General features: G+C 43.4%; 1 protein-coding gene. It reads left to right on the top strand.

All coding sequences use genetic code 11. From position 1 onward, the window contains the following. The coding region (locus A5N85_RS14375) for a replication initiation factor domain-containing protein (RefSeq protein ID WP_211268277.1) at positions 1–477 on the top strand (477 nt) is incomplete at both ends.

Raw genomic sequence — 477 nt, forward strand, 5'->3', positions numbered from 1 at the left:
CTGGTTTAACGACACCAGCAATGGACGAACCCTTTATATCGGTACTCGGCAAAGCTCACGCTTGCTCCGCTTCTATGAAAAAGGCAAACAGCTCAAGATGCAAGATAGTCCTTGGGTCCGCTGTGAACTCGAATTGCGCAGTCGCGACATCATTATCCCGAAAGACATCGTAATACACGCAGGTGATTATCTATGCGCCAGTTATCCCGCCTTTGAAAAACTTTTTTCCAGCGACACCCCGAAAAACATCATCGTCAAAGAACGCATCATTCAACGCTGTATCGAACACAGCATTAAATACCTACGCATACAAGGTTCAAAAGCTGTTGCCATGCTTAAAGAATTTGGCAAAGACAATGATGAAATCATCTCTCTCTTTGATCCAAACGTCAAACTGCCTAAAGGTACGCACCCCGGTCAATATTTTGCAGCACATTTAAATATTGATTGGATACATCACAAACTCATTCCACCATA

The organism is Suttonella ornithocola (assembly GCF_001889065.1).
GTDB lineage: Bacteria > Pseudomonadota > Gammaproteobacteria > Cardiobacteriales > Cardiobacteriaceae > Suttonella_A > Suttonella_A ornithocola.